Source organism: Yersinia ruckeri ATCC 29473 (genome assembly GCF_000754815.1).
GTDB classification, from domain to species: domain Bacteria; phylum Pseudomonadota; class Gammaproteobacteria; order Enterobacterales; family Enterobacteriaceae; genus Yersinia; species Yersinia ruckeri.
In genome coordinates this window covers 2,557,286-2,563,348 of record NZ_KN150747.1, presented here as the reverse complement: position 1 = coordinate 2,563,348, position 6,063 = coordinate 2,557,286, and the positions used below count along the sequence as shown (strand labels likewise).

Genomic DNA, 6,063 nt, shown 5'->3' with positions numbered 1-6,063 from the left:
TTGGTACTATCCATTTCATTCACCTGCTTTTTTCGCTCACGTTTGACTATTCCCAGTACCGTATTTTTACTCAGATCCAGATGCCGGCCAATCTGCCGGTAGGACTGGCCTTCAGCGACAAGCGCTAACACCTTCGGGGCTAATTTATCTGACTTGATCCGCTGTCCTGGCTTTCTGCCAAAAACAACTCCACGCGCCTGCGCTGCCTGAACTCCGGAACGTACACGCTCTCTCAGCAGATCTCGTTCAAATTCGGCAAAACCTGACATTAATGTGGCAATCAGCTTTCCCTGAGGGGTAGATAAATCAAACTGTAACCCTGTTTGTGCTATCAGTCCTACACCCCAGGATTGCAAATCGTTCAGCGTATGGAACAAATCCAGCGTCGAGCGACTCCAGCGGGTCAGTTCCGTTACCAGAATCAGGTCAATTTTTCTGGCCTGAGCTAGTTTTAATACCTGCTGGCGTTGCTGACGATCTGTTTTGCTGCCAGATGCCGTTTCTTTCCAAATACCCGCCACGGAGTAACCCGCTTTACTGGCTAGGGCGATGAGTTCCGTTTCCTGACGCTGGCAATCCTGGTCACTGGTCGATACCCGGCAATATATTGCGGCAATCTGTCCCAATTGAACCCTCCTCACAAAACACGCCTACAACCCGCATTCCTGCGTGACAGAATATCGGTACTTTTATAGATTACTTTAAATGATACACGTCAATCTGTTTTCGACAAGGAACCACAAAACGTGCAGCCCCAAGATACGGCATATCCCAGGTTTAAAAGTCGCCTGACACCCTCTGAACTTGAGCGGTTTTATACGCCAACTGAGGATGAACTGGCATTTTGTGTCACCGCGGCACGTTCACCAACAACGCGCATGGGTTTTGTCATTTTGCTGAAAACGTTTCAACGGTTGGGCTATTTTGTTTTGTCCAGCCAGGTTCCTGAGCCCATCATCAAACATATCGCACAGTCTATTGGGCGCAATGCCGACCTCAAAAACTTGCACCGTTACGATCAATCGGAAGCCCGGCGAAAGCATGTCGGCACAATACGTCGCTTTCTTGATGTAAATCCATTCTCCATAACAGGAAAAGCGCTACTCCTGAACACATTCAGAGACGCTGCGCTGATTAAAGAAGATGTCGCAGATATTATCAATGTGGGCATTGAAGTGCTGATACGCCACCGTTATGAATTACCTGCATTTGATTCTCTCGTACGAGCAGCCCGTTCAACACGGGCGGAGGCTAATCAGGCCTTGTATTCGCGAGTGCAAGTTGCTGTGGGTGAAGAAGGAGAGACGTTCCTCGATACGTTGTTCATTGTGGGTGATGATCCCCGACGAGTCAGCAAATGGAATGACCTGAAGCAAGACCCGGCCAGACCGACTGTCTATGGTATGAGGGATTTGCTGGCACGCTTTGCGCTTTTAACTGACTTGGCGGGCTACAATCACGCGATTAAAACCATTCCAGTTGTCAAAGTCAGTCAGTGGGCTCTGGAAGGTAATTCGCTGGATGCAGCCAGCATGGCGGATTTGGCACCAGCCAAACGGTATGCAATAACACTGGCAGTGATCCGGCAACGTCTCGGTGTTGTAACGGATGATTTATGCGATATTTTCTGTAAACAAATGAATAAGGTATCTCGCGCAGCTGAAGCTGAATTACAACAATATCTTAATGATAATCAGGGGAAAACTGACGAAATACTCCGTCGCTATGCTTTACTTAATGCCGTACTTGATTCTGCTGAGTCAGAGGACAATCAGTTAAAAATAATTCGTGAAACGGTGTCTTCTCGCCCTGATTTGTGTGAGTTCTCTCGTTTCCATATTGAGTTTGGTGGCAAGAACGAATGCCGTTTTATGCTGAAAACATTCAGCCAGCGTCGGGCTGAATTATTACGGATTCTGTCTACTCTCAATTTTGCCTCAACCAGTCAGGATACAAGTTTTGAACGTGCTCTGACATTAATGTTGTCGCAGCGCCGGTGCCGAGGTGAATGGATCATGCTGAAAAACGGAGCGGAAACAGTCCTCAGTTTATCCGACCTCTCATGGGTTCCCGATAAATGGTGGAAGTTAATCACCGGCGATCAACAAAGAAGAGCACCTGAACAAATTTCCCGTCGGCAATTTGAGGTCTGTGTCTGTACGCAAATGGTGCGCGAATTAAAATCAGGCGATTTATGTGTGATCGGAGCGAATGTTTATGCCGACTATCGTGATGAACTAGTTCCTCTGGATGAATGTGCCGAAACACGGGAAACATATAGTCAGGAAGTCGGCTTGCCTCTTGAAACAATTCCTTTTGTTGATCATGTTCGGGATCTCCTTACCGCTGCGGCGCAAAAAGCAGATGACTTCTATCCAGACAATGCATTTTTCCAGATTATTAATGGCAAACCCAGGCTGGCAAAGCTGAAGAAGAAGCCTGTTCCCGATGGGTTTAAAGCACTGAATATCGCCGTTGGTAAAAAACTGGATAAATTAGGACTGTCTTTACTGGATATCATTGCTGATACGACCCAGTGGCTACACTGGGACAAACATATTGGTCCATTGAGTGGCCATCAGGGAAAATTAAAGAAATCGACGCGCCGAAAAATTATTACTGCATTTGCTTATGGCACAGGTCTTGGTCCGATGCAGACATCCCGTACTATTGCTGATATCAGCGCTCGGCAAATTTCGTTTGTTGATCAACGGCAGGTGACGACTGAAAAACTGGAGGCGGCAACCTTTGACACGATTAATGGCTATAACAAGTTCCAGTTGCCTCAGTATTGGGGGGATACGAAACGGGCTGCAGCCGATGGTACTCAGTGGGATCTGTATGAAAACAACCTGTTATCCGAACGACATATTCGCTACGGAGGTTATGGGGGCATAGCTTATTATCACGTCAGTGATACTTATATAGCTTTGTTTTCACACTTTATTCCGTGTGGTGCATGGGAAGCTATCTACATTCTGGATGGGCTCACTAAAAATCAGTCTGATATCCAACCTGATATTCTGCACGGAGATACTCAGGCACAAAGTGCCCCTGTCTATGGATTGGCTTTTTTGCTTGGCATTAAGCTGATGCCCAGGGTTCGAAACTGGAAAGACCTGAAATGGTTTAAAGCCTCGCCTTATGAGATTTATCAGCATATCGAGGCGCTATTCAGTAAGGATATTATCGACTGGGAGCTAATTTCCTGCCACTTACCCGACATGTTGCAGGTAGCTCAATCCATTAGAGCGGGCCGGCTTTCGCCTTCAACAATCCTGCGAAAACTTGGCACGGCCAGTCGGAAAAATAAACTGTACTTTGCATTTCGCGAACTTGGTCGGGTGATCAGAACGCTGTTCCTGTTGGAATATATTGGTGATGAAGAGCTACGTCGCATCATTCATGCAGCGCAAAATAAATGTGAAGGTTTCAACCAGTTCACCCAATGGGTTCATTTTGGTGCGGATAAAATCACAGATAACGTACGAGATGAGCAACTGAAGGTAATAAAATACAATCATTTGGTCGCTAACCTGGTGATATTTCATAATTGCCAGACGCTGACACAAGCCCTGAAAGAGCTGGAAGCTGAGGGTATGATGTTGACGCCGGAGCTTTTGGCCGGACTAAGCCCATATCGAACTCATCATATCAATCGTTTTGGCCTTTCTGAGGTGAAAGAACGCTATCCAGTACCTGCCAGTTATGACATAAAATTCTGATAGAGCTTATGTGGTAAGGGCTAGAGGGCGATCTTACACATTTACGCATGAATCCTTACGCCTAGCCTTGTTGAGCGATGTCCAGCATGTTTTCGATGCTGGCCACGGTTTCCAAACAGCCGTGATTGCCACAATAACAACGTTTACCATAAGGATCGACTTGGGTATGCCCAATCTCCACCACCCGTTGGTTTCCAGCATGGAGTACCCGTCCGGCGCTGATTACACCCGCGCCAACGTTATGATCAATCACCACCTGAATCACGTTTTGGCTGCCCCTTGCTGCGCCATATAGCGCTTCGGCCATTGTCCAGGCACAGATATCATGCTGTAAATAAACTGGCAGCCCGGTATGTTGCATCAGTGTCGGACCAAGCGGCATTTCACTCACGTTATAAAACGGCATTTTATGCACGATACCGGCCGGTGCATCGATCATGCCCGGCATGGTAATCGCAATGGCAGTCAGACGCTCGAGTTTATCCTGATGGCGGATAAAGAATTGGTCTATCTGGTTGATAATTCGGGTAAGAAGTGGCTCAGGATGATGATCAGGCAACGATAGCAAGTCTTCCACGACCAGTTTGCTGCTGAGATCCCGCAGCGCCAGAGTAAGGGTGCCATGGTTAATACGGCCAGATAGGTAATGCCAAGCATCGGTATCCAATACTAGTCCGATGGCTGGTCGGCCACGGCTGCCAACATCCTGAAACTCCGTTTCCTTGACTAGATGGGCTTCAACCAGTTCCCGCACAATTTTGGTAATACTGGCTGGAGCCAATTGTGCCCGCTTCGAGAGTTCTATTCGGGAGATCGGCCCAAAATGGTCGATCAGACGATATACCGCCCCGGCATTGGTCTGCTTGATTTGATCAATATGCCCAGGCTGTCCTTCCGTCATCACAGAACCTGCTCCTTTTTGCCTCTATTGAGTATTTTTCGGGCTTCTAAATAAATATTAACGGTTATGTTGGGGCTTTTGGCATTAAGCGTCAACTATTTGATTAATTATGTGATTTGCCGCACATATTCCCTGAGCTTACATCTATTCAATGGATATATTTACAGCATTAACGCATTGTTAGCTGTGATGATAATGCGGTGAGTGGCGATATGGCGTGAGGCCTATAGTGACCAATAACGGATTGATGCCCCCCGTCTCTGCCAACCAGATCAAGTGGAAATGAATCCCCTCTCTAAATAATGATTCAATGAAACCCGCTGATTTATCGCTGTTTAGCCGTATGTTCTCGATATGTCAGTCTGCACTGGAGTTAGAATGAGCACTGTTTTTTAGTTTAAGCATACTGTATGTTGTAACTAAATTGGCTTTTGTAGGTCATCAATGATGAATAAATACGATCTAATATATCGAATGAATGCCCGATTCAATGAGCTGGAATCTGCATTGGAGGCACTCCACCAGCAATTGAGCGCATTCCCGCTGTTGGCGGCGCGGGTGTTTACCCTGCCGGATATTGAGAAAGGCCTGGAAAACGAACAAATTGACCAAATAACTGTGACGCAGTCATTGGATGAAGAAGCGCGAGAGCGCGGATTACAACATTTCCGCCGTCTGTTTATTCATCATAATAAACAGAATGTCAGTAGCAAAGCCGCGGTTCGCCTGCCCGGCGTGCTCTGTTTTGCATTGGATAACATTGAATTCCGTGAGTGTACCGCTCTGATTACTCATATCAATCAGTTAAAACGCGAGCTGGAGCAGATTATTACCGTTGAATCCGGCTTACCAAGCGAACAGCGTTTTGAATTTGTTCATACCCACCTGCACGGTTTAATTACGTTAAATACTTACCGTACTATCACCCCGCTGATTGATCCAAGTTCTGTGAGGTTTGGTTGGGCCAATAAAAATATTATCAAGAATATGACTAAGGCTGAGGTTCTAGCGCAGTTAAATAAAAGTCTGAATGCTGGACGCGCCGTGCCGCCCTACAGTAAAGAACAATGGGCTGAATGGATCAACAAAGAAATAGCGGATGTACAACGGTTACCTGAGCACGCCAAATTAAAAGTCAAGCGACCGGTAAAAGTGCAACCCATTGCCCGAGTGTGGTATCAGGAACAACAAAAGCAGGTGCAACATCCCTGCCCTATGCCGTTAATTGCCCTGTGTCAGACCGAGTTAGGTTTTGAGATGCCAAAGCTTGGCGAATTGGCGGATTACGATGTGGCGCAAATTAAGCATAAGTATAAACCGGAGGCGAAACCGTTACGGTTGTTGATCCCAAGGCTGCATCTTTATACGGATATAGGGGAGCCAACAGAATCCGTAAAAATCGTACGTTAAGGTTTTTCGATCAATCTTGTGCTGCTT

Annotated in this window: 3 protein-coding genes and 1 pseudogene; 2 read left to right on the top strand and 2 right to left on the bottom strand. The window is 46.6% G+C overall.

All coding sequences use genetic code 11. The annotated features are described in order from the left end of the window. The coding region (locus tag DJ39_RS11340; RefSeq protein ID WP_072012917.1) for a recombinase family protein at positions 1 to 626 on the bottom strand (626 nt) is incomplete at its 3' end. 120 nt (positions 627 to 746) lie between these two features. Between DJ39_RS11340 and DJ39_RS11335 the strand changes: the two genes are divergently transcribed. Further along, entirely contained in the window at positions 747 to 3,725 is a 2,979-nt protein-coding gene (locus DJ39_RS11335) for a Tn3 family transposase (protein WP_004723380.1), read from the top strand. A 67-nt stretch (positions 3,726 to 3,792) separates the two neighbouring features. On the opposite strand, the pseudogene DJ39_RS11330 reads toward DJ39_RS11335, so the two are convergent. Further along, positions 3,793 to 4,629: pseudogene (locus DJ39_RS11330) on the bottom strand (ROK family protein); the annotation flags it as partial. Between the two features lie 444 nt (positions 4,630 to 5,073). Between DJ39_RS11330 and tus the strand changes: the two are divergent. Beyond that, complete coding sequence (gene tus, locus DJ39_RS11325) at positions 5,074 to 6,036, top strand: DNA replication terminus site-binding protein (RefSeq protein ID WP_038242580.1); 963 nt, start codon at positions 5,074 to 5,076, stop codon at positions 6,034 to 6,036. The last annotated feature ends 27 nt before the right edge of the window (positions 6,037 to 6,063 follow it).

Excerpts from the sequence above, each read along its gene's own strand:
- tus (WP_038242580.1), top strand. The coding sequence starts at position 5,074 with ATGAATAAATACGATCTAATATATCGAATGAATGCCCGATTCAATGAG.